This is a genomic window from Gymnodinialimonas ceratoperidinii (assembly GCF_019297855.1).
Lineage (GTDB): Bacteria > Pseudomonadota > Alphaproteobacteria > Rhodobacterales > Rhodobacteraceae > Gymnodinialimonas > Gymnodinialimonas ceratoperidinii.
Map to the genome: position 1 here is coordinate 2390485 of NZ_CP079194.1, position 23720 is coordinate 2414204.

The window sequence follows — 23720 nt, forward strand, 5'->3', positions numbered from 1 at the left end:
CTATCTCGTCAGTTGGGCATTGCGTGCTACGTTCGGTCAACGACAACGAAACGAGCCAATGAGGCACAGCTTCCGTGGTGCCGAGATAAACAACAGGCGAGACCGGATGACGGACGCAAAATCTGCGAGAAGGATCAGCACCGCGCGGTGGCTGAGGGGCTTGCTGGCACTGGCGATCACACTTCTTGCACTTTGGGGCATACGCTCGCTCGAGGTCGAGGCCGACGTCATCAGCGCGCTTTCGGGCAACAGCGAGGGTTATCTCGCCTACGAGGCGTTTCAGGAACGGTTCGAGCTTGGCGCCGCGGACGAGGCGCTTCTGGTGCGCGCCGATGATCTCGCGGAGCCGGAGGCCTTTGCGGCGTTGGAGGATCTGATCCTCGACCTGCAGTTCACCGATGGGGTGTCCGAAGTCGTCAGCCTCTTCTCGCTGCCTGCCGAGGGTACGACGACGCCTCTGATCCTTGCCGATGACACCGCCCCCCTTGCGGAGCGTTTCGAAACCTTTGCCGAAGCCGGTCCCGCCGCAGGCGCACTGGTCAGCTCCACCCGGGACGCGGCGCTCTTGCATGTCATTGCGGTGCAAGGCGCTGAGCGGGGTGACATCGCCAGCGCCCTGCCCGCCTTGATCGAGGCCGCAGCCCCTCTGGATGTCGCCGCGGTGGGCCAGGCCGAAGTGGAGCGTCAGATCTCGGCAAATCTTCTGCGCGACCAGATGCTCGTGACCCCGGTCGCCGTACTCATCTGCATCATCGTCGCCGCACTGATCCTGCGCTCGGTCCGCGCCGTGGCGGTCTGCGCACCGCCCGCGATCTGCGGCGTTCTGTGGTTCCTCGGGCTTCTGGGATGGGCGGGTCACGCCCTCGACCCTTGGCTTGCGACCCTGCCGATGCTGGTCATGGTGCTGGCCTTCGCGGACACGCTGCACCTGTTTTACGCCAGTCGAGAGGAAGGCGGGCTCGAAAAGGCCGTGCACAATGTCATGCCGGCGGCTTTCATGACGTCGCTCACCTCGGCGCTGGCTCTGGCGAGTTTCGGTTTCGCAGGCAGCGACGCGCTCTGGGGGCTCGCCGTATGGGGCCCGGCAGCCGTCTTCAGTGGCTTTGTCGCCGTTTACCTCCTGTTTCCCCTTCTCAGCCGCCTCCTGATCCGCGGAGAGATCAACCATCCCGCGGGTTTCTCCCTCGTCATGGCCCCGGCCCAAAGCGGCCTACGCCACCCGCGCACCATGGCCGTGATCGCGCTCGCCGTGGTGATCGGGCTGATCCCCGGCGTCGACAGCACCGAGCCGGACTTCTCCCTGTCCGAACATATTCGCGATGACAGCCCCCTTGGGCATGATCTGCAATTCATGGAGGAAGAAGGTCTGGGCTCCGCCAGTCTCTTCGTGATGATCGATGACGCCGACGGCTCACCCGGCCTCTCGCCCGAGGACGGCAACCGGATCGCGCGCGTCGCCTCTCTGGCACTCAGCGGGCCGAGCGCCGTGGATGACGACGAGACGCCGATGGTGCCCGAACGCTTCCGTGCCGACGACGGGCTTGCAGTCGCGCTGCCGGTTCTGGTCCCGCTTGGCAATGGCCCCGAGCGTTTCGGCGCCGAGCTGGAGCGTTTGCAGACCGGGCTTGAAGAGGCCGAGCTGGACAGCGTCGCACGCTTGGCCGGGCAATCCCTGCTCGCCCATGAGGTCGTGCCCGAGACCGTCGACGCGATGCGCTCGTCGTTCTACATCGCGCTTGCGGCGATCACCCTCGTCGTGGCGATCTCTCAGCGGTCGCTGCCGTTGGCCGTGCTGGCCACGGCAGTCAGCGCGCTCCCGATGATGGCGATCGAGGGGGTCCTTTACCTCTCCGGTCGGGGCATGACGATGACGGCGGCCATTGCCCTGACCGTGGCCTTCGGCATCGCGGTCGATAACACCATTCACTACCTGAACCGCTGGAAGCGCTCCAATGGGCCGCGCGGGACGCGCTTGGGCGAGGCATTGGGCTTCGCAGGCCCGCCGATGGTTGCCTCCACCCTGATCATGACGCTCGGCTTCGGCGCAACTTTGCTGAGTGCGACCGCTTCGATGCCGCAGTTTGGCCTTTTCGTCATCTCGGCGCTATGGATGGCTTTGGTCGCGGCGCTCTGGTTTCTGCCTGCGCTGATCCGACTGGTCCGTCGAAAGGAAATTTGATGCGTCGCACCTCAGTTCTGTTGCTGGCTCTTGCTACCACGCTCCCCGTTCCGGCCATGGCCGAGATTCCCGCTTGGATGTTGGGAGAGTGGAGCACCACCGCGCGGTTGACCGCGCCCGATGGCGCCCGCCTGCGCATCCGCTGCACGCTCGACGCCGCTGCAGCGTCCGAAATGGATTGGGGCGGCACGCTCGGCTGCGCCACGGTTCAGGGCCGGTTCGAGGGCCAATGGCAGGTCGCGGTTGACGGCACGAACGCACAGGGCGCCGTGGTTTTCTCGGGCGCTGAGGACGCGCAGATGGATGTCATGGGTATCTATTCCGAGACCCGGATGGAGCTGGCATCCGATGACGGGCAAGGCGTGGCCTTCGCCCCCGGCCCCGACGGGGCGCTGGTTGTCGAGATGACGGCCATGGGACCCCAGAGGCTGACCGGCACGTTAACGTTCGAGTCGCGCTAACTGGCGCCAAACTGCAACACCGAAGTTGCGGCCCCAGGGTCACATCTGAGCCTATTCACCCTCGAAATCCGGGTTCTGCGGGGTTCCTCCGCAGGGCTCCGAACTGCACACTTGCGAATTCTCAGGACGTTATGACAGATTTCCCCCAACGCAGGGGGGGAGATCGACGGTGACCGAGGACGCAGCGGAAAATCAGACCGAAAACCAATACGATGACCAGCCGTTCTTCGTGGGCATCGGCGCGTCGGCGGGTGGGCTGGAGGCTGTCTCGACCCTCGTGCAGAACCTCTCGCCGGACGTGAACGCGGTCTACATTCTGGCGCAGCACATGTCGCCGACCCACAAGAGCCTGCTCACCGCCCTGATCTCGCGCGAGACGCCTCTGCCGGTCGTGGAGATAACCGACGGGACCGAGCCTCAGGCCAATACGATCTTCATCACCCCACCCAACACGGACGTCGTGATCAAGGACGGCCTGCTGCGTCTGGTGGAGCCTGCGGGCCATCCCGCCTCGCCCAAGCCGTCGGCCGACCGGCTGTTCACCTCGCTGGCGCATCACGCTGGCGAGCATTGCGTGGGTGTAGTTCTCTCGGGCACTGGCAGCGATGGCAGCTACGGTGTGCAGGCGGTGCGCGAAGCGGGCGGCATTACCATCGCCCAGGACCTGACCACGGCAAAATACAGCGGCATGCCGCAATCGGCGACGGAAACGGGCTGCATCGACCTGACCCTTTCGCCGGAACAGATTGGCGAGCACCTCTCGAAAATCCTCGCGAGCCCGCGGAATTTCGACCAGCTCCGCCGCCTTCACGAACGCCCGAGCAAGATGTCCGACCTGTTCCACATCCTGCTGGCGCGGACCAATGTGGACTTCCGCGACTACAAGGAAAACACGGTCGCGCGCCGGATCAATCGACGCATGTCGGCCTTGGACATCACCAATTACGACGAATACGTCTCCTATTGCCGCACCTCCAATGACGAGGTGGAGGCGCTGTACCGCGACCTGCTGATCTCGGTCACCCGCTTCTTCCGCGACAAGAACCAGTTCGATTGCCTGCGCAAGGAGTTCGAGGAACTGGTCGCCCGCAAGGACCTCGGCCAGATCCGCATCTGGGTCGCGGGCTGCGCTTCGGGGGAAGAGGCCTATACCATCGCGATCATTCTGGCCGAGGCGATGGGCGGCATCGAAAGGCTCAAGAAGTCGCGGTTGCAGATCTTTGCCACTGATATCGACGACCGCGCGCTGGAAGTGGCGCGGCGCGGTTCCTACCCGATCACCGCCGCGGCGGACATTCCCGAACCCATGCTCGAGAAGTACTTCACCGTCCACGAGGGGCGCATCGAGGTGAAGCCCGAACTGCGCGCCGTGACGCTCTTCTCGATGCACAACATCTTCCACGATCCGCCGTTTCTCAACGTCGACGTCGTGTCGATCCGCAACGTCATGATCTACTTCAACGCTGCCCTGCAAAGCCGCGTCCTGCATCGCATCCACTATTCGTTGAACAGCACCGGCATGCTGTTTCTGGGCACCTCCGAGACCGTCGGCAACATGGAGAGCCTGTTCGAGATGCGGGCCGGCGCGGACAAGATATTCTCCAAGCGCCGCATCAGCGTCAGCAATCCGCCGCGCTTCGAGGTCGGCAGCGGTGGCTATGGTCGCAAGGCACCGCCGCAGTTCGCCAACCGCTCGGACCAGAGCCAGCACCGCACGCCCTCCGACACCGCCATGTTCGACACGCTCGCCCGTGCGGTCGCGCCCAACGGTTTTGTCATCACCCACAGCGGCGAGATGATCCGGGTAATCGGCGACATCTCGCATCTGACCGAGCTTTCCGAGAACGCGCCGCTCTGGATCGGCATCCGCAACCTGCGCAAGCCCCTCGGCGACGAGATCCAGGGCCTCATCGCCACCGCCATGAAGACCCGCGAGCGCCGCGCGGGCCGTTGGCACGATATCTCCGGGGCCGATTTCAACCAGGCACGCTGCGTCTGTTACCCGCTGCACGGATCGGATTCCGGCGAGGACCACCTTCTGGTCGCGCTCGAAACCCGCACCAAGGACCCGCAGGTCGAAAAGACCGACGCGCTCAGCGAGAACGAGCGGCAAATCTACATTCGCCAGATGGAAGTCGAGGTCGCCCAGACCCGCGAAGCGCTGCAACAGACGGTCGAGGAATTGCAGACCACCAACGAGGAACTGCAATCGATCAACGAGGAAATGCAATCCACTAACGAGGAGCTTCAGGCGACGAATGAAGAGCTCGAAACCTCCAACGAGGAGCTTCAGTCGACCAACGAAGAACTGATCACCGTCAACGAGGAACTGCAGGTCAATTCCTCGGAGCTGCAACGGGTCACGACCGAGCTGGCCGCCACGCTGGAGGTCGTGCCCTTCCCGGTTCTGGTCATCGACCACGCGCTGATCGTGCGCCGGGCCTCCCTTGCCGCAATGACGCGGTTCAATATCGAGGATCTTCCGGCCACCGGCGTCCACCTCTCGCAATGCACCCTGCCGGTCGAGCTCGCGTCGCTGGCGTCGATCTGCAACGACGTGTTCAAGTTCCGCGACGACCGGCACGTGGTTTTCAACGACGGGCAAACCGTCAAGCTGCTCGACGTCACCCCCTTCCGCAACCAATCCGGCGACGTGATGGGCGTCGTCGCCACGGTCGTCGACGACATCTCCACCGGCACCGCGGTCGAACTGATCCAGCGCCTCGGAAAGATCGGCCATTGGCAGGTCGATCTGAACACCTACAAGCTGTTCTGGTCCAACGAGGTCCGGAAAATCCATGGGCTTGGTCCCGACGATCCGCTGCCCTCGATCGAGAACGGGATCAACTTCTACCACCCAGATGATCGCGCCACGGTCGAAAACGCCATCGAGCACTGTGTCGAGACCGGTGAGCCGTTCCAATTCACGCTCAGGCTGATCAACACGCAGGGCAAGACGCGGGTGGTCGAGTCGGCGGGCACGCGGATGACGGATGCCGACGGCAAGCCCTCACGCCTGATCGGCATTTTCCGTGATGTGACGGAACATGCCTCGGCCGATCTCTTCATCAACCAGTTGGAAAGCCTGCAAAAAGAGGCCGGTCAGGCCTTCTTCTCCTGTGACACCGTGAACGATGTGCCCTATTGGAGCCTCGGTTTCCAAGCGCTCCTGGGCTATGACGCCGATACGCCGCTGCCGCCGGACCAAGGCATGATCGAGCTGTTCCATCACGACGACCGCAGCATGATGCGAGAGCATTGGGACGCCGCTTTGTCCTCTGGCGCGCCGTTTGAATTCTCCGCGCGGATGATGTGCCGCGATGGCTCATTTCTCGCCTGTGAAGGCCGCTGCCGCACCAATACGGACCGCAGCGGCACGGTTACGAGCATCTATGGCTATGTGAGAGCCGTTTGACCCGCGGATTTGACGGCCGGCGTCGCGCGCTCTGACCGTAAAATTTCGCTGCAAAAAATTGACCATTAATACAAATTTAATGATTATTGAGTATAAATTGACAGGGTTTTGACAATCGGAGGATTCATGGTTCCGGAGGCGCGATTTGCGGACGGGCTGTCCATCACATTATCCAACGCGGCTCCGAAAGAGCCGTGGGTTGCTGTGGCTATCGTCATTACCAAGCCGGATCACCGCCATCGTGTTACTTTCGTTAAGGAAAAACCTTTCGAAGAGGTTTTTCGCAAGGAACTGGTCGACGCCCTCCGGCCGATCCTCGACAGTTTTTCGGATCGCGACGGCGTCTATTCGAACCCGGATTTCACCCTCAACCTGCCCGGCATTTCCTTCAGCCAGTTGCGGGTGATCTACTCCGATCACGGGGACAAGCCGTCGCGCGTTTTGGTCCGTTTCGGGACTTTTGCAGGCAATCCGCACGACGCGCTGATCGACGATGACGGCTTCAGCCATCCCCTCGACAGGCTCAATTCCAAGGCCTACCGCGACGCGCTGGATTGGGTCCTGATCCCGGCGCTCAACATCGTCTCCGTCGATGAGGTCGGTGGCTTCGAATTCAGCAGCCGTCAGGATCTGGAAACGGCCCTGACCCGCCTGCGGGAGTCCAAGGAGCAGCTTCTCTACCAGGTTGAACTCGTCAAGCGCGAGCTCGGGCGACTGGAGGCCCATAGCTACGCCAGGCACCAGCCGCGCCCCACGCTGGTCGCGGCCGAGCCGGACCAGGAGGATTTTCAGACCCTGCGCGTAATCCGCAATCTGGATTGAGCTCCCGCCCGCCAGCGTGGCTTGCAAGGCGTGTCGCGCCCCACAAGCCACCAGTTTCTAGGGCGCGCCGTATCCGCCGCCGCCCGGCGTGCGCATGGTGAAGATATCGCCAGCCTCAAGCTCTGCCTGATCGTTGCCTTTCAGCGCGTCAACGCGACCATCGGCACGGTGCACAAGGTTCTCGCCCACGCCGCCCGGACAGCCGCCAGCCACCCCGTGGGGCGGCACGTCCCGGTGCGACGACAGCACGGTCACCGTCATCGGCTCGTTGAACCGCAAGCGACGGGTGATCCCCTCACCGCCCTGCCATCGCCCGGCGCCGCCGGAGCCGCTGCGGATCGAGAATTCCTCGACCCGCACGGGGAACCGCGTCTCCAGAACCTCCGGATCGGTCATCCGCGTGTTGGTCATGTGGGAATGAACGGCCGAAGTGCCGTGGAAGCCGTCGCCGGCCCCCGTGCCGCCGCAGATCGTCTCGTAATTCTGGTAACGCTCGTTGCCATAGACGAAATTGTTCATCGTTCCCTGGCTCCCGGCGATCACGCCAAGCGCGCCGTAGAGCGTGTCGGCGATGGCCTGGCTCACCTCGGTATTGCCTGAAATCACCGCCGCGGGCGGCAGCGGGTTAATCATCGAGCCTTCGGGCACGATAAGGTTGAGCGGCTTGAGACATCCCTCGTTCATCGGGATGTCGCTGCCCACCAAGGTGCGGAACACGTAGAGCACGACGGCACGACAAATTGCGAGGGGCGCGTTGTAGTTGAACTCCGATTGCGGGCTGGTGCCGGTAAAATCCAGCGTTGCGGAACGCGCTTCCCTGTCGACCGAGATCTTCACCTTGATCTGTGCGCCGGTATCCAGCGGATAAGTGAACGCGCTGTCCTTGAGCACGTCGAGAACACGCCGCACGCTTTCCTCGGCGTTATCCTGCACGTGCCCCATATAGGCGTGGATGGTCTGCTGCCCGAATTGGCGGGTGATCTTGCGAAGCTCCTCCGCACCGGTCTCGTTCGCGGCAATCTGCGCCGCCAGATCGGCCATGTTCTCATCGATATTGCGGCAGGGATACTGGCCCGAGGCGAGCAATTCACGGGTCTGGGCCTCTTGCAACGTGCCTTCCTTCACCAGAAGGAAGTTGTCGATCACCACGCCCTCCTCCTCGATCACGCGGCTGTCCGGGGGCGCCGAACCCGGCGTCTTGCCACCGATGTCCGCGTGGTGCCCGCGCGAAGCGACCGTATAGATGATCCGGGTCCCGTCCGCGTCGAAGACCGGGGTGATGACCGTCACATCGGGCAGATGGGTGCCGCCGTTGAACGGATTGTTCATCATGAACACGTCGCCCGGCTTGATCTTGCCGGCATTGATGCGCAGCACGGTTCGAACGCTTTCGGACATGGAGCCCAGGTGCACGGGAACATGCGGCGCATTGGCGACCAGATCTCCGGCCTCGTCAAAGATGGCACAGGAAAAGTCGTACCTTTCCTTGATGTTGACCGAATAGGCCGTGTTCGCGAGCGTCGCGCCCATCTGCTCTGCGATCGACATGAAGAGGTTGTTGAACACCTCCAGCATCACCGGGTCGACCTGCGTGCCGATGGCCTCCGCGCGCTCAAGCGGGACGGTCCTTTCGACGATGAGGTTGCCGCCTTCCGCGACGGTGGCCTGCCATTCGGCCTCGATCATGTTGGTGCCCGTAGGCTCCGTCAGGATCGCCGGGCCGGTCACCGTTTCGCCCACCGAAAGCGTGGTACGGTCGACGAGGGGCACGTCGCGCCACTCTCCGCCTGAGACGCATCTCACCGCCGTTTCCTGCCGCGCCTCCGCGCCCGGATCGGGCAGTGCCACGCCTTCGCCGGTCTCGCCCACGGCCTCGGCAACCAGCACGTCCAGCAAGAGGTCGGACGTGTCGGGTGCGAAGCCGAAGCGTTGCTTGTGCGCCTCGGAGAACGCTTCCGTCATCTCCTGCGCCGAGCCGAAGGGCACAGACAGGCTCTGCTGAGCGCCACGCGGCCGGATGTGTGCCGATGCGATCACGTGGATGTCTTGCGCGTCGAGCCCCTGTGCCGCCACCTCATCGCGCGCGGACTGGCTGAGCGCGGCCATCGCGGCGCTGGCATCATCACCAATCGCGGCCCCCAACTGCTGTTCCTTCATCGAACGGATGTCAGCGAGGCCCATGCCGAAGGCAGAGAGGACACCGGCGAAGGGGTGGATGAAAATACGCTCCATCCCAAGGGCATCTGCCACGAGGCATGCATGCTGCCCCCCGGCCCCGCCAAAGCAGTTCATCGTATAGGTCGTGACATCATAGCCGCGCTGCACGGATATTTTCTTGATGGCGTTAGCCATGTTTTCGACAGCGATACGCAGGAAGCCCTCGGCCAGTTCTTCGACCGATTTCTCGGGTCCGATCTCGGCGCGCAGAGCCTCGAATTTCTCGCGCACGACTGCGCTATCCAGCGGCTGGTCGGCATTCGGCCCGAAGACGGCGGGGAAATGCTCGGGCTGCAATTTGCCAAGCAGCACGTTGCAATCGGTCACCGTCAGCGGCCCGCCCCGGCGGTAGGCGGCCGGTCCGGGATTGGCTCCGGCGCTTTCGGGTCCCACCTGCATGCGCCCATCGCGGTAGGAGAGGATGGAGCCGCCGCCCGCCGCGACAGTATGGATCGACATCATCGGCGCGCGCATCCGGACGCCGGCGACCTCGGTCTCGAACGAGCGCTCGTACTCGCCCGCGTAGTGGCACACGTCGGTCGAGGTGCCGCCCATGTCGAAGCCGATCAGCTTGTCGTAGCCGAGCGCCGCCGCCGTGCGCACCATGCCCACGACGCCGCCTGCGGGCCCCGAAAGGATCGCGTCGCGCCCATGGAACATCGAGGCGTCGGTCAATCCGCCGTTGGACTGCATGAACATCAGGCGCGCGTCTTGCGACAGGGCGCCCGCGACCTGATCCACGTAGCGCCGCAGGATCGGCGAAAGGTAGGCATCGACCACCGCCGTGTCGCCCCGGCCGACCAGCTTGATCAGGGGAGAGGCCTGATGGCTCAGGGAAATCTGGGTGAACCCCACTTCCGCGGCGATCTCGCCCAAGCGGCTTTCATGATCGGAGAACCGATACGAATGCATCAGCGCGATCGCCACCGAGCGATAGCCCTCGTCATAGGCCTTCTGCAGTTCGGCGCGCGCACGAACTTCGTCCAGCGGCGTGATGACTTCACCGTCGGCGGCAAGGCGTTCGGTGACCTCGATCGCATCGTCGTAGAGCAGTTCCGGAAGCTTGATGTTCAGATCGAACAGGCGCGGCCGGTTCTGGTATCCGATGCGCAACAGGTCGCGCTGGCCTTGGGTGATCAGGAGCAGCGTGCGCTCACCCTTCCGCTCCAGCAGCGCGTTTGTCGCAACAGTCGTGCCCATCTTAACGGCGTTAACCTGTCCCTCGGGGAAGGCGTCCTCCGGGCCGAGTTCCAGAAGCTCGCGGATGCCGTGAACCGCCGCGTCCGGATAGACCTCGGGGTTTTCCGACAGCAACTTGTGCGTCTTCAGGTCCCCCTCGGGCGTCTTGGCCACGATGTCGGTGAAGGTGCCACCTCGGTCTACCCAGAATTGCCACATGTCAGTTCTCTCCTGTTTGCAGGCGGCCCCGGGCCCCCGCAGTCAAAACGTAAACGCCGTTAACGGTCTACTGAAGCGCGTTCGGCAGCCAGAGCGCGATTTGCGGGAAGGCGATCAGCAAGAATGCCATGGCCAGCATGACAAGCGCGAAGGGGATCGCGCCCAACATCACCTCATTCAGCGAACCTGATTTCCGCGCGCCTTGAACCACGTAGAGGTTCAATCCCACCGGCGGCGTGATCAGGGCCATCTCCACCAGCACGATCATCAAGATGCCGAACCAGATCGCGTCGTAGCCCTGCGCCAGCACCATCGGCACGATGATCGGAATGGTTACCACCATTAACGAAAGCGTTTCGATGAAGAAGCCAAGGACGATGTAGAGCACGACCACGACCATGATGAAGCCAAAGGGTCCAAGTCCCAGACCCTCCATGAAGGCCGTCAATTCGCGCCCCAGACCGGCGGAAGCGAGCGTGAAGTTGAGGAAGGAGGCGCCGATGACGATCAACATGATCATCGCGGTGATCTTCATGGTGCCCAGAAGCGCCTCGCGGATCATGGTGAGGTTCACGCCGCCAAAGAACGCCGCGATGACGAAGGCACCGGCGACACCCACCGCCGCCGCCTCGGTCGGGGTTGCCCATCCCTGGTAGATCGAGCCGACGATGAGGCCGAAGAGGATCAGGATCGGCACCAGATCTATTAACGCCCTTAACATTTGCGGGAACGGGAAGGTGCGCCGCACGCCGCCCAACTCCGGCCGGATCAGGCAGATCAGCGCCACAACGACCATGAAGGCAAACGCGAGCGCGACGCCCGGTATCAGGCCAGCAAGGAACAGCTGCGGGATGCTCGATTGGGTCAGGAAGCCGTAGACGATCAGGTTGATCGACGGGGGGATCATGATCCCCAGAGTGCCGCCTGCCGCGATCGCGCCGGAAAAGAGCTTCGGGTCGTAGCCGAGCTTCTCGGCTTGCGGCATGGCCACCGTCGCGACAGTCGCGGCCGTCGCCACGGATGAGCCGGAGGTCGCCGAAAACATCGTGGCGGTCGCGACATTGGCATGCACCAAGCCGCCCGGCAGCCAGCTCACCCACCGATCAAGCGCGGCATAGGTGCGGGTCGCGACGCCGGAGCGGACAAGAACCTCGCCCAACAGCACGAAGAAGGGGATCGCGATGAGCGTGGCGGAGTTCGAAGACGTCCACACCATGTTGCCGAGCGCCCGCGACAGCGGGAAGCTTGAGAAGAACTGATCGACCCCAAAACCGAGCAGGAACAATACGATACCCACGGGAATCGAGAGCGCGAGGAGGCCGAGAAGTCCGACTGAAATATATGTGACCATCAGAGGCTATCCTGCTCGGAGAAAGCGCCCACGAAGGGCTCGGTCTCTGCAAATCGACCGCGCAGAACGAGGCTGAGCGCGCAGAGGGTGACAAGACAGGACATGATCGCGAACCAGACCCATCCGGCGAACCATGGCGCCTGAACCCAGATCAGCGGCGTCTCGAGCGGCGTGTTGGCGCGGCTGCCATTGGTCAACGCCCGCTCCACCACGGACCAAGATTTGATCGCCACCATGACGACGACGCCGGACATGCAGATCATTGCGAAAACGTCGAACAGGGCCTTCGCCGTGGTGCCGGTGCGCGACCGCAGAAGGTCGATCCGAACGTGGCCCATTTCCAGCAGCGCGAAGGACATGCCCCATGCGGTGGCCAGCGCCATCGCGTAGCCCGCGATTTCATCGGTGCCCCCGAAACCTTCGCTGAATTGGCGCATGGCGATGTCGAGGACGACGAAGGCGGCAACCCCCAGAAGGCCCACGCCCACGATCAGCGCGATCAGGCGGTTGAGGCGGCGGAGCTTGTCGATCAAGGCCAGTTCCATAGGGGTTAATCCTGTTAAGAAATCGGGCGCGCGAGCCGTCCCGCGCGCCCTGTCAGATTATTCGATGGTGACGCCGACAACTTCACCGACAGAAGCGTTCCAGCGCTCGGCCCAGTCACCGCCCGCACGCTCGGCCCAATCGGGCAGCACGTCGGTGGTCAGAACCTCGCGGGCGCGTTCGAAGTCGGCATCGGACGCCTCGACCAGCACCATGTCGCGCGCCTCACCCGCCGGGCATTCGCCGTTGCCGGTCAGGCAGGCGATGTCGTTAACCAAGGCGTCCTGGGCAGAGGCCCATGCCGGGTCTTCGAATTCGGCGGCGATCTGGCTCTGGATCGTGGACTGGGCATCTGCGCTCAACCCGTTCCAGGTGTCGAGGTTCATCGCCGTGACGACCGGGTCCCATCCCCCGAGCGGGATCGGGAGCAGATGGGTGGAAACCTCCCACCAGCCCGCGGAATAGCCCGAACCGGCCCCGGTCACGGCGCAGTCGACCACGCCGTTCTGTAGCGCGCCCGGGACCTCGGAGAACGCGACGTTCACGCCTTCAGCGCCAAGCGCCTCAAGCAAAAGCGCGGTCATCCGACCCGACGCGCGGACCTTCAGACCCTCCAGATCGTCGAGCGACGTGATCTCGGCGTTGCAGAAAACAACCTGCGGCGGGTAAGGCGCAATCGCCAGAACCTCGGCGTTGAACCGGTCGCGGAAAATGTCCGAGACCATGGGACGGGCCGCGTCGACCATCGCGCGCGCCTCATCCGCGCTCAAGGCGACGAGTGGCACGTCCAGGCCTTCCAATTCCGGCGCGTCGCCAACCGCGTAATCGCCCACGGTCATCGCAACGTCGTAAACGCCCTGACCCAAGAGAGGGTAAACTTCCGACAGCCCCAGGCCCATCTGGTTGTGCGTCGTCAGCTCCACGTTGAAGCCCGCCTCGGTCATGGTTTCCGTCCAGAACGGGACTTCGTATTGACCGTGCAGCGGCAGGCCGGACCAGCTGCCGACGACGGACAGATCTTGCGCCTGCGCCGCGCCGGCGAGCGCGGTGGTCGCGACGAGAATGGCTGAAAGATGTTTCATGGTGTCTCTCCTTGTTGCGTTTATTGTTGGTAAATCGGTGTTTCGGCGTCCTCGGCCACATCGGAAATCAGCATGTGACCGGGGGAATGGGTGATGCAAAGCGGGAGCTTCGCATCGAGAAGTACGTTTTGCGGGGTGACGCCGCAGGCCCAGTAGACGGGCACTTCACCCGCGCGAACCTGGACCGGATCGCCGTAGTCCGGCTTTGAGAGGTCTGCGATCCCAAGCTGAGACGGATCCCCCGTCGCGATCGGTGCCCCGTGAGCCTGAGGGTATTTCGCACTGATATCATGGGCTTGCGTGACGAGGTCCTCGGGGATCGGACGCATCGTCACGACCATGTCACCCCGGAAGGGCCCGGCGGGCACCAATGGGATGTTGCTGCGGAACATCGGCACGTTCACCCCATCCTCAATATGGCGAACCGGAATATCGGCGCGCATCAGCGCGTTCTCGAAGGTGAAGGAACAGCCGAGCGCGACCGTCACGAGATCGTCGCGCCACAGATCGTTAATGTCGTTAACCTCTTCGCTCAACACGCCGTCACGAAACACGCGGTAACGCGGCACGTCGGTGCGGATGTCGATGTCGCGGCCAAGGGTCGGGAGCATCGGGTCGCCCGTCTCGCTCACGCCCACGACCGGACAGGGCTTGGGATTGCGCTGGCAGAAGCGCAGGAAATCGAGCGCATATTCAGCCGGCAGGATCGCGAGATTGCACTGCAATTTGCCGGGCGCCATGCCCGAGGTATGGCCCGTAAACGAGCCCGCGCGTATCGCCGCGCGGATCTTGGTCACATCTTGTTCGTCACGCAGGTTCATCGAGTCCCCCATAGGCTCGGACCTAGCTTGTCACAGGGGGCGGCTTCGTATCAAATTATCATTTTAAATATGAGGTGATAGAATTTTCGGATCACTACGCGGGATGCGCGCGATGCCATTTCTCGGCCACGTCATGGGCGATCTCGGCGCTGGTCTCGATCAGAAAGCTACGCGGCTCAGCCATGTAGGACGCGGTGAATTCCAGCGGTGTGAGCGGCAGGTCGGGATCGAATTCCACCACCTGTCCCGCGTCCAGAAACGGCGTGGCCAGCACGCGTGGATAGGGTCCCACGGCGATACCCGCCGCGATCATCCGCAAGCTGGCGGAGAGCGAGGCCGATGAAAACAAACGCATTTTCGGGCCCACGCGCCCCGCGAGCTCGGTCGTCAACTCGCGGTACGGGCGCGTCCGGGAGGAATAGGAAATGACCGGGATTTCTCCCAAGTCGATATCTCCCAGATGCGCCGCGCGGTACCAGTGCAAATCGAACTGCGGCAGCGCCACGTTCTTGACCGAGAATTCCGAAACCGGCCCCATGAGGAAGACGAGATCCAACCGCCGTTCCACCAAGGCGTCGCGCAGCGAGCCCGAGATATCGACGGTCAGGTCAACGTTAACCCTCGGGTAAGTCTCTGCAAAGACTTGCAAAAAGTCCGGCAACCAAGCCTGCGCGATGGTCTCGGCGGCGCCGACGCGGAACAGACCCTCGGTCTCGGACGCATTGCCGACGCGGTTCTTGATCTCCTCCTCTACGAAGAGCAACTGCTCGGCATAGGCGAGCAGTTGCTGCCCATGTTTGGTGAGGATCATCTGCCCCGGCCCCCGGTCGAAAAGAAGGACCTGAAGCTCCGCCTCGAGGTTCGAGATGCGTGTCGAGACAGCGGGCTGCGACAGGTTCAGCCGTTCCGACGCCTTGCGGAACCCGCCCAACCGCGCGACCCAGAGAAAGGTTCTGATCTGCTCAAAGGTCATGGATATCGACCTCTGGTCGCGTGCCGCCCAGTTCCAGAAACGCCATTGTCCGGCAGGTGAACACGAGGATCTGCTGCTCCTGAGCGACGCGGGTTAACGCCGTAAACATTTTCACGATCCGCGCGTCGTCGGAGTAGACCAACGCATCGTCGAGCACGATTGGCATGTGCCGTCCCTGTCCCTGAAACAGCCGGGCGAAAGCCAGCCGCGTGAGGATCGCAATCTGCTCCTGCGTACCGCCTGACAGGTCGTCCAACCGCTCTTCCGTCTGCGCCCGTGTCAGCCCCGAGGGCAACAGGCTATCCGTATCGAACTGCAGCCCGGCCTCGTCGTAGAGGATCGATAACAGCGGCGCCAACTCCCTCTGAACCGGCCCAAAATAGGTGTCCCGGGCCGCGGACCGCTCGGCCTCCAGCGCCGCCCGCAAGCGCAGCAGCGCGGCTGCCTTGTTCGCCAGACGCGCCTCTTTCGCCCGCGCGGCGTCCAGGCGTCCCGAGAGCGTATCGCGCGTCTCTTCGATGCCCGCCTCGGACTGTGCGTGGATTTCGGCTGACAGGGCAGCGATGCGAAGTTGTAGCTTTTGCAACTGCCCTTCCGCAGCCGTGACCGCGTTCTGCGCGCGGGTGCATTCGGCTTGCGCCGTGCCCAGATCCGGCGCCTGCGCGCGCATATTCTCCAGAGCCTCGGCCTTCGCGGACGCGTTTTCCTGTGCCTGCGCGTCGGTTCGGATGAGATCAGCCTTCGTGGCATCCCGCGTCTCGGTGTGTCCCGCCTTGGCCTGCGCGGCTTCCAGTGCGGTTTGGGCCGCCTGCGCCGCCGCCTGCGAATGAATCGCCGCCTCGCGCGCGGCGGCATGGCTCGCACTGGCGCGCGCCAACACGGCCTGCGCCTCCGCGTCCTCCGCCTGCGCCTTGGTGAGCGCGGCCTCCAAGGCATCCTGAGCGGGGAGCGGCGCATCGTCAGCCCCTGCCCCGGCGAGATCGGCGGCGGCTTTCTCGGCGCGCAACGGCGCGGTCCCCTGCGGCGCGAGCGTTTGCAACACCGCCTCCGCCGTCTGCAATTTCTGAACCCACTGCGCGCGTGCCGCTGCAAGGTCCCGCGCTTCGGCCAGCGTTTGCGCCTCCGCCTTTGCCAAGACCTCCGCCAGACGAGCCTTGCGCGCGGAGAGAGCGTCGGCCGCCTCGCGCCCGCCGTCGGGGACGTCGACCCGCAGCGACCCGATGCCGGGCAGTTCGAAATCGGTCGACCCCGAAAGCATGACCGGAACGCCGTCTGACAGCACCTCCGAGCCCTGCGTCACGCGGGCTGCGCCGGAATAGGTGACCGCGAGCGTCGCGGCCTGTGCGTTGACCGCGGCAGTCTGCGCCGCGACGGCGTTTTGCGCCTCTTCCACGGCGGCCAGCCACTTCGGCGTTGCAGCGGATGCTGCGATCCTTGCGCGGGCGGCATCGCGTTTTTTCTCTACCTCATCAACCTGTTGCAGCTGTTTTTCCAGCCCCTTAGCCCGCGCCTTCGCGGCCTGTGCGGCGGCCTGCTTGCGCGCAGCGTCAAGAACACCGCGAGCCTCCGTAACCGCTGCGGTGGAGCCATCCGCCGCCGCTTTCGCGACCTCGAACGCGGCCTCTTTCTGCGCCGTTTGGGATGCGACTTCCTCAAGGGCACCGCGCGAGGCTTCCATGGCGCTATGCGCGCTGGCAAGTCTTTCGAGCGCCGCCAGAAATTCATCCAACCGACCCCGCGCCGTCTGCGCCTCGATCTGCGCCAACTTGTGCGCTTGTTCCGCCGCCGCGACCCGGCCTGCGTGGGCCTTCGCCTCTTCCAGCGCCCCTTCGGCCTGAGCCAAGCCCGCCGCGCGCGCGGCGCGGGCATCGGGCTGGTCGAGTTGCGCCAACAGGTTCTCCGCCTGCTTGCGCGCGTCGAGAGCGGTTGAGAGCTTGTCGATCTGCGCGTCCAGCTCTGAAAGCTCGGCCTCCATCTGCGCGATTTCGCCATTCAGCGCGCGCCACTCACCGGTGGGCTTGCCCGTCGCCGTGACCAGAGTCTTCAACTCCTCCGCCACGCGTTTCATCACCCGGTCCATCCGGCGCCCGCCGGTCATGGCGTCGATCTCGCCACTCACGGAGGAGAGCAAATCCCGGCGCGTTTCCAATTGCTTGACCGTCTCGTCCCGAGTGTCAGGATCAAGCCCGATCGCGCCCTGCCGCACCCATAGGAGCCCGGCAGGCCCGTTCTTGTCAGAGCCTAGGGCGGTGGAGATCCAACGCTCCGCGCCGTCATCCTGGGCGATGACCGCGCCGTCTGACATTCGCAGGACACGCGCCGATTTGCGCTGCAGGAAGGTCTTCTCGACCCGGAAGCGCCCCTCGTCCGTCTCGATTTCGGCGGCCACTTCCACGGCGCCCTTGGCGTAGGGTTGCAGGCTTTTGACCGTCTTGGCGGCCGAGCTGTATTTCTCGAAGAACAGCGCGTGGAGGGCGTCGAAAAAGGTGGATTTGCCGAATTCATTGGCCTCCGAGACCACCGTGATCCCATCGCCGATCCCGGTGACCGAGGCTTTCTTGCCCGCGAATTTCCGGACGTTTCCAAGGTGGAGGGCGCGCAATCGCATCTAATCCTCCCCCACGTAAGAGAAAAGGTAGGACAAGGCGGTGCGCGCGGTCGTGCGCTCCTCCGGTGTCCGCGAGGTATCCTCGGCCTCGGCGGCGAGCACGTCCGCCGCCGCCCGGAGCGCGCCGTGGCGGTCGATCTGGTCCAGATCGGAGGTGTCATGGATCAGCCGCAGGGCGTCGAGGGTCGCCTCCGCCCAAAGGAAATCCGGCGAGGCCTGCGCAATGTCGGCTTCAACCTTCCGGCGCAAGGTCGGGCCCGCGTGGCCCGTCACGGTTAACGACATTAACGTATCGGACCGCGCGTCTTGCGGCAGCGAAATCTCGGTCTCTTCGCCGGTCAGGTCGATCTCGAGCGCCCGCCAATTCAACGCCGCGGTGGGCTGCGGTGTGACGCGCACGCCCTGCCCGTCAAGCTCCACCAATAGCGCCGTGGCGGCGGCGTCATGCTTGAAACTGTCAGCCTCCGGCGCGCCGGAATACCACGTGGTCTCAGATATCTTCAGCTGTCCGTGCCAGTCGCCCAATCCGAGATAGGCCAGCCCGGCCTCCCGCGCGCGGTCTGCCGATAGCACCGAGGCGCCGCCGTCCTCCGAGGAAAAGCCCCGGATCGAGCCGTGAGCCAAGCCGATGCGCAGCGCCTCGCCCGTTGCCGCATCGTTGAACCATTCGGTCAGGTCGCGGCCGGGATGACGCTCGGTCGGCGGGGCCGGCAGGAGGGTCACGTCCTCGCTCAAGGCCACTGGCTCCGGCGTCAGCAGCGCGGTGACATTGGGCGGCGCATCTTTCGTGAAGGTCCGCCAGAGCTCGGTCGCATTGGCGTGGTCGTGGTTGCCGGGCAGGACTAGCCACGTGATATCGGAGGCCGCACCCGTGGCGTTCAACGCATCCCGGATCACCTTGGGCGCCGGCGTCATCTGGTCGAAGGTATCACCGGCCAGCAGGACGTGTCCGGCCCCCGAGGCGCGGGCGCGCTCGGCCAGCACCTCGAGCGACGCCATCCGGGCCTGGCGCAACCGCACCCGGACGTCCTCGGGATAGCGCCCGAACGGTTTGCCGAGGTGCAGGTCAGAGGAATGGATGAACCGGAACATCGCGCGCAGGCCTAGCCGATGCCGCCCACGAGCGCACCCCGCGACTGGATCACCTTGCCCGAGACCTTGCAGGCCGCCGCGACGGCCTCTGCCGGGCTGTTGCCCGCGATCAGGCTCGCGAGGAAGCCCGCGTTGAAGCCGTCTCCGGCCGCCGTGGTGTCGGTGACTTCCGCCACGGCCTCAGGCGTATGAGACCCCGCCTCGCCCCCGCAGGAATATTGCACCACGCCCGCGCCATTCTTGACCACAACGCTGGTCGCGCCTGCCGAGAGGTAGCGCTTCACCGTGGCCTTGGGGTCTGCGTCGCCGAAATGGGCCGCTTCCTCGTCGAAAGACGGCAAGATGATCTCGGAGCTCAGCGCCGCCTCCATGATGGCGGCCCGCATGTCTTCGGGATCGTCCCAGAGGTTCGGACGGATGTTGGGATCGAAGGCCACGATGGCCCCATCGGCCTGCGCCTCCGAGATCGTGTCGAAAAGGACTTCGCGCTCCTCCTCGGTCAGGATTGCGAGGGTGATGCCGCTGAAAAATACGATATCGGCGCCCCGCAAAGCCTCCGCCAGCACCTCTTCATCCCGCGCCAGCTTGCGCGCGGCCGACGTGTCCCGCCAGTAATGAAAGGTGCGCTCGCCGTCCGTCAGTTCGATCTGGTAGAGACCCATGCCAAGCTTGGGCTCGCGCGCGATGTGCTTTGTCCCGATCCCCGCCTCGGCCGCGAAGGCCACGAATTCATCCGAAATGCTGTCTTGGCCCACAGCACTCAGGTAATCCACCTGCCAACCCGGCGCGAGCTGCGCGAGATACCAAGCCGTGTTGAACGTATCGCCCGCAAAAGACCTCTCGAACGTCGCCTCCTGCCCCGTCGGAGCCATTTCCACCATGCATTCGCCGATCGAGACAATGCGCGTCATGGGCGATCCCGGCGTGTGAGGAAAATGCTCTGCAAATAGGCCATGGGTGTCTCCGCGTAGATGATGTTTGACGGCCAGACTGCGCAAATCCGTCCGGAATGACCAGTGGCGATCTGGGGGTTTCCGGGCGGGTGTTTTTGGAGGGTCGCGATGGTGGAGGTGCGCTTGCGTTGGCTACAGAACGACCTACGGAAATGGTTGGACGGCTTCGCCATCCAAGAACATAGGGTTTGCTCTATCACCGGCCTTGATGCACGCTTCGTGCTTTGGGGGCATAATTGTGAATTATTTAATCGAAGAAACACTCGATCCCGAAGATTGGGAAGCGACCCGCCTGATGGCCCACCAGATGGTGGACGATGCGATTGAACATTTGGCCCATGTGCGCGAGCGTCCTGTCTGGACCCCTATGCCCGATGAGGTGCGGGCGCGTCTTCAAACCGCGATGCCCCACGATCCGGCCCCTTTGGCCGACGTGTATCAAGATTATCGCGAAAACGTTGCCGCCTACGCCATGGGCAACATTCATCCGCGTTTCTGGGGCTGGTACATGGGATCCAGCAATTTTACTGGCGCACTCGGCGATTTTCTTGCCGCAGTCGAAGGCAGCAATCTTGGAGGCGGCAATACGGGCGCGTCACAGGTTGAGCAGCAAGTTGTTGATTGGTTGAAGGAAATCGCGGGCTTTCCCCAAAATGCAAGTGGCACGCTGACCAGCGGAGGTTCCGTCGCAAACCTCGTGGCACATACCGTCATTCGCAATTTGGCAGCGGGCTTCGACGTTCGCAAAGATGGCATTGCCTCCTTAGAGAAGCCGCTGCGGTTTTACGCGTCCGATCAGGTCCACAGCTGTCATCAAAAGGCGCTGGAGATCCTCGGCTTAGGTGCGCACGCACTTGTCGAAATTCCAAGCGACGATCGCCAGCGTATGCGGCTCGACGTGTTGGAAGAGACCATCGCCAATGACCGCTCACAGGGACGACAGCCCGCCTGCGTGATCGGCACGGCAGGTACGACCAACACGGGCGCCATTGATGACCTCACCGCGCTCGCCGATGTCTGTGAACGCGAAGGTCTTTGGTTCCACGTTGACGGCTGTATCGGGGGCGTCCTGCGATTGTCTCAGGAACATGCGCAACTGGTGGACGGTTTGGAACGAGCCGGATCAGTTGCGATAGATCCACATAAGTGGCTCCATGCGCCCTTTGAAGCGGGGGCCGTATTGATCAAGGACCCTGAAGCGCACTTTGCAACATTCGAGATGCACGGGCCCTATCTCCAAATGCAGGAGCGCGGGATGATAGCGGGCAAATTTCTTGCAGACTATGGTCTTGAGCTGAGCCGAGGGTTTCGGGCGTTGAAGATCTGGATGGCGTTCAAGGAGAAGGGCGCTGTCAAGTTTGGCAGGCTGATCACGAAGGATATTGCATTGGCGCGGTATATGTCCGATCGCGTGAAGGCTCACCCGCAGCTTGAACTTATTGCGCCGGTCGACCTCAATATCGTGTGCTTCCGTCACATTGCTGAAGACGAGGAAGCGTCAAAGGCCCTGAACACCGAGATCATGCTGAGACTCCAAGAACGCGGCCTCGCGATCCCATCCGATACGACCGTTCAAGGAAGGCACGGGTTGCGATGTGCGTTCAACAACCATCGCACCCAGCGTGAGGATATCGACGGCTTCCTCGAAGACGTTGAAAGACTCGCAATAGAGATCAGTTCTGAAGGGAGCGTTTAGACCCCGGTGTCGTTCTCACGCTGCCTCGTGGTTTTCCGCTCGAACATGCGCGCGAGGGTATTTGGACGCATCCATCGTCGGCCCAGACCGGTAATTCATTGAAGGTCAGGGCGCCTCCGGTGTCCCCAAAACCGGCCCTCCGTTGAGTACGCAGCGCGCGCATCGCCCGCTCACTCCACCTCAGGTTCGGCGAATATTGGAACCTCCGCCGTCCTTCCTCCGTTCCCTCAACAAGGAGGACCTATCGTGACGATGCGTTTTGAACAGATCCTCGCGGACGGCGTGGCCGAATGCTCCTACCTTCTGGGAGATGACGCGGCCCATGTCTGTGCGGTGATCGACCCGCGCCCCGATGTCGACATTTATATTGAGACTGCGCGCCGCTTCGGCATGGCCATCACCCACGTCTTCGAGACACATATCCACGCCGACTTCCTGAGTGGGGCGCGCGAACTCGTGGATCGGCTCGGCGGACAGGCCAAGCTTTACGTCAGCCGCGAAGGCGGCGCGGAGTACGGGTTCGACCATGAACCTGTGCGCGATGGCGACGAGTTCACCTTCGGCGAGATGCGGATGCAGGCTCGTTTTACGCCGGGACATACGCCGGAGCACATGGCGTACATGCTCTACGATGGTGACAAGGACACGCCCTGGGGCGTGCTGTCGGGTGATGCTTTCTTCGTCGACAGCGTGGGTCGACCGGATCTCTTGGGCGATGACCAGACCGAGGAGCTGACCGAGAGGCTTTTCCATACCGTGCGCGACGTATTCATGGCGCTGCCCGATGACGTGATCATCTACCCCTGTCACGGCGCGGGCTCGGCCTGCGGCCCGGACATCGGCGACCGGATGTCCTCCACCATCGGATACGAGCGGCGATTCAACCGGTTTGCGCAGATCGAGGACCTCGACGCGTTCAAAGACAAGATGCTGAACGACGCCCCGCCGGTGCCGACCCATTATCCTCGGATGAAGGACGTGAATTCCAGTGGGCCGGAAGTGCTGCGCAACCTGCCGCGCATTCCTCCTCTGAACGTGGATGATTTCGAACGCCTGTCCCAGGAAGGCGCGCAGCTTCTCGATGTGCGCGACATGATGGCCTTTGGCGGTGGATATATCGACGGCAGCCTGAACATCGGCGCCCGCCCTGAATTATCGGTCTGGGCCGGATGGCTGCTCGACCCCGAGGCACCGATCTATCTGGTGCTCGAACAGGACGCCGACGTGGACAATGTGCTGCGCTTGCTTTGGCGGACTGGCTTTACCGACTTTGGCGGCTATCTGGCGGGCGGCATCGGGGCTTGGCGTGAGGCCGGCAAACCGCTTAAACAAATCCCGCAGATGTCTGTGCATGAGCTGAACGATGCCCAGAATGTCACGCCGCTCGACGTCCGCAAGCCCGAGGAATGGACGGCCGGCCATATCCCCAACGCCACCCACGCGTTTCTGGGAGAGCTCCGCGACAAACTCGACGGCCTCGACAAGACCGCGGCCTACGCGACCTATTGCGCCAGTGGTTTCCGCGCCAGCATCGCCTCGAGCCTGCTTGCAGCGCATGGGTTCACCAATATCCGAAATGTCCCGGGAAGCTGGAAAGCCTGGACTGCCGCTGGCTACTCAACTGAACAGGAGACGGAAGAATGACGGACAACACGCAGAAAATTGCAACTATTGATCCAAACCACACGGTGGCGCTGTTCACCCCGGATACCGAGACCTTGAAGCAAGCGGCCTCGGCAGGGGCAAAGACAGTGGTGAACTTCCGCGCCGAGGGAGAGAACGGGGGACTAAGCCCCGACGATGAGCGACAGCAGGCCGAGCGGTTGGGCCTGAACTACCTGCATTTCCCTGTCACTGCCGACAGCCTTGATGCGGAACTCGTAGATGAGTTCCGACGGTCGCTGGATGACCTGCCTCAGCCGGTGTTCCTGCACTGCGCCTCGGGCAAGCGCGCGGGCGCGATGACGCTGATGGCGTTGGCGGCTGACAAGGGTTGGGATGGTGAGACGGCGGTGCAGGAGGGCAAGGCGCGCGGCATCGATCTGACCGATGAGAAGATCGGCCAGTTCGTCGAATCCTATGCGGACCAGAAGGCCAATGCCTGAGAGC

Annotated in this window: 16 protein-coding genes; 7 read left to right on the top strand and 9 right to left on the bottom strand. The window is 63.4% G+C overall.

Translation table 11 applies throughout. The features are described 5' to 3' along the window. The first annotated feature begins 106 nt into the window (after positions 1–106). The 4 genes from KYE46_RS11580 (at position 107) to KYE46_RS11595 (ending at position 6877) form a co-directional block, all read left to right on the top strand. A complete protein-coding gene (locus tag KYE46_RS11580) occupies positions 107–2179 on the top strand; it encodes an efflux RND transporter permease subunit (RefSeq protein WP_219000772.1) in 2073 nt (690 codons plus the stop codon). Beyond that, complete coding sequence (locus KYE46_RS11585; protein WP_219000773.1) at positions 2179–2640, top strand: hypothetical protein; 462 nt, start codon at positions 2179–2181, stop codon at positions 2638–2640. Before KYE46_RS11580 ends, KYE46_RS11585 begins: the two co-directional genes overlap by 1 nt. 169 nt (positions 2641–2809) lie before the next feature. Then, positions 2810–6055 carry a chemotaxis protein CheB gene (locus KYE46_RS11590; RefSeq protein ID WP_219000774.1) on the top strand — a complete coding sequence of 1082 codons (3246 nt, stop codon included), beginning with the start codon at positions 2810–2812 and terminating at the stop codon, positions 6053–6055. A gap of 126 nt (positions 6056–6181) precedes the next feature. Further along, positions 6182–6877: a hypothetical protein gene (locus tag KYE46_RS11595; RefSeq protein WP_219000775.1), complete on the top strand. Its 696-nt coding sequence runs from the start codon at positions 6182–6184 to the stop codon at positions 6875–6877. Between the two features lie 57 nt (positions 6878–6934). Here KYE46_RS11595 and KYE46_RS11600 read toward each other — a convergent pair whose 3' ends face one another. The 9 genes from KYE46_RS11600 to KYE46_RS11640 all read right to left on the bottom strand — a co-directional run bounded on the left by KYE46_RS11600 (position 6935) and on the right by KYE46_RS11640 (position 19873). Further along, positions 6935–10492, bottom strand: coding sequence for a hydantoinase B/oxoprolinase family protein (locus tag KYE46_RS11600; RefSeq protein ID WP_219000776.1), 3558 nt, complete (start codon positions 10490–10492; stop codon positions 6935–6937). Positions 10493–10559: 67 nt separating this feature from the next. After that, the gene (locus KYE46_RS11605) at positions 10560–11843 is read right to left on the bottom strand and encodes a TRAP transporter large permease (RefSeq protein WP_219000777.1); all 1284 of its coding nucleotides are present in this window, start codon (positions 11841–11843) and stop codon (positions 10560–10562) included. Further along, positions 11843–12388 (bottom strand): TRAP transporter small permease subunit, encoded by a 546-nt coding sequence (locus tag KYE46_RS11610; protein WP_219000778.1) that lies wholly within the window; start codon positions 12386–12388, stop codon positions 11843–11845. The genes KYE46_RS11605 and KYE46_RS11610 overlap by 1 nt, the downstream gene beginning before the upstream one ends. Before the next feature lie 57 nt (positions 12389–12445). Beyond that, the gene (locus tag KYE46_RS11615; RefSeq protein ID WP_219000779.1) at positions 12446–13468 is read right to left on the bottom strand and encodes a TRAP transporter substrate-binding protein; all 1023 of its coding nucleotides are present in this window, start codon (positions 13466–13468) and stop codon (positions 12446–12448) included. Between the two features lie 20 nt (positions 13469–13488). Further along, on the bottom strand, positions 13489–14289 hold the full coding sequence (locus tag KYE46_RS11620) for a putative hydro-lyase (protein ID WP_219000780.1): 801 nt from the start codon (positions 14287–14289) through the stop codon (positions 13489–13491). Between the two features lie 94 nt (positions 14290–14383). Further along, positions 14384–15262, bottom strand: coding sequence for a LysR family transcriptional regulator (locus KYE46_RS11625; protein ID WP_219000781.1), 879 nt, complete (start codon positions 15260–15262; stop codon positions 14384–14386). Continuing rightward, positions 15252–17870, bottom strand: coding sequence for an AAA family ATPase (locus KYE46_RS11630; RefSeq protein WP_219000782.1), 2619 nt, complete (start codon positions 17868–17870; stop codon positions 15252–15254). Before KYE46_RS11630 ends, KYE46_RS11625 begins: the two co-directional genes overlap by 11 nt. Continuing rightward, positions 17871–18962: a metallophosphoesterase family protein gene (locus tag KYE46_RS11635; RefSeq protein WP_219000783.1), complete on the bottom strand. Its 1092-nt coding sequence runs from the start codon at positions 18960–18962 to the stop codon at positions 17871–17873. Positions 18963–18973: 11 nt separating this feature from the next. Next, on the bottom strand, positions 18974–19873 hold the full coding sequence (locus KYE46_RS11640) for a sugar kinase (RefSeq protein WP_219000784.1): 900 nt from the start codon (positions 19871–19873) through the stop codon (positions 18974–18976). Between the two features lie 280 nt (positions 19874–20153). On the opposite strand from KYE46_RS11640, the gene KYE46_RS11645 reads away from it, so the two are divergent. The 3 genes from KYE46_RS11645 (at position 20154) to KYE46_RS11655 (ending at position 23716) form a co-directional block, all read left to right on the top strand. Further along, positions 20154–21611 carry a pyridoxal phosphate-dependent decarboxylase family protein gene (locus KYE46_RS11645; RefSeq protein WP_247716824.1) on the top strand — a complete coding sequence of 486 codons (1458 nt, stop codon included), beginning with the start codon at positions 20154–20156 and terminating at the stop codon, positions 21609–21611. Between the two features lie 252 nt (positions 21612–21863). Further along, entirely contained in the window at positions 21864–23255 is a 1392-nt protein-coding gene (locus tag KYE46_RS11650) for an MBL fold metallo-hydrolase (protein ID WP_247716975.1), read from the top strand. Next, positions 23252–23716, top strand: coding sequence for a protein tyrosine phosphatase family protein (locus tag KYE46_RS11655; RefSeq protein WP_219000786.1), 465 nt, complete (start codon positions 23252–23254; stop codon positions 23714–23716). The genes KYE46_RS11650 and KYE46_RS11655 overlap by 4 nt, the downstream gene beginning before the upstream one ends. The last annotated feature ends 4 nt before the right edge of the window (positions 23717–23720 follow it).